Origin of the sequence: Prevotella sp. CAG:592, assembly GCF_000436015.1 — a bacterium.
Lineage (GTDB): Bacteria > Bacteroidota > Bacteroidia > Bacteroidales > Bacteroidaceae > Prevotella > Prevotella pectinovora.
The window spans coordinates 1-700 of the sequence record NZ_FR892573.1; the positions used below are offsets into that span (position 1 = coordinate 1).

Annotated in this window: 1 protein-coding gene; it reads right to left on the bottom strand. The window is 51.3% G+C overall.

Annotated elements, in window-relative coordinates; translation table 11 throughout:
• A partial coding sequence (locus QVO99_RS05870; protein WP_288176988.1) for an InlB B-repeat-containing protein occupies positions 1–700 on the bottom strand: 700 nt, incomplete at both ends.

The window sequence follows — 700 nt, forward strand, 5'->3', positions numbered from 1 at the left end:
AGTCACCATCGAAAACAATGTCGTCTCCATGGTATCGCCACCTCCAGTATTTTCCTTTATAAAATTAGCCGTCACGTTGGCGTCGGCAGCGATGGAACTGATGGTATATACATTGTCGGATGCCTCACCACCGGTTGCCGTCCAGTTGTCAAACACATATCCCGTGTTTGCATTGGCTGTGAATACAAGTTTTGTGCCCTCCTCAACCTGTGTTCCGGAGGTCACCACATTGCCGGCGCCATCCTTGATTTCCACTGTTCCGTTCACTGCCGTAGCAGTGACGGTGTATTTCTGCTTGTCGGCAGAAGAGTTGGAATTAACCTTGATATTCGTCGCACTCGTCTTTATGCTTGTGCTGCCCACAGTAGCCTCGCAGTAATAGTTGCCTGTGGTTTGAGGAATGAACTGAGCCTCTGTGGCTCCCTTTACGGCAGCATCAGTATTGGCGTCATACCACTGGTATGTCGCATTGGCTGCACCCGTGCCACACACCTCCACTTTGGGAGCCGTAGCGCCCGACTGCGTCAGGTCGTAAGCTGGCTTCAGGTCATAAGAGAAGAGTATCTGAGCACTACCGTCCTGATTCTGATAAGCGCGCTCATATTCCGTTGCCGCCATGATGAAACCGCCAAGCACCTTGCCCTCGGTGAGTCCCTCTGTTTTTTTCACCATCGGCACATCATAGCCCAGCAGATAATAT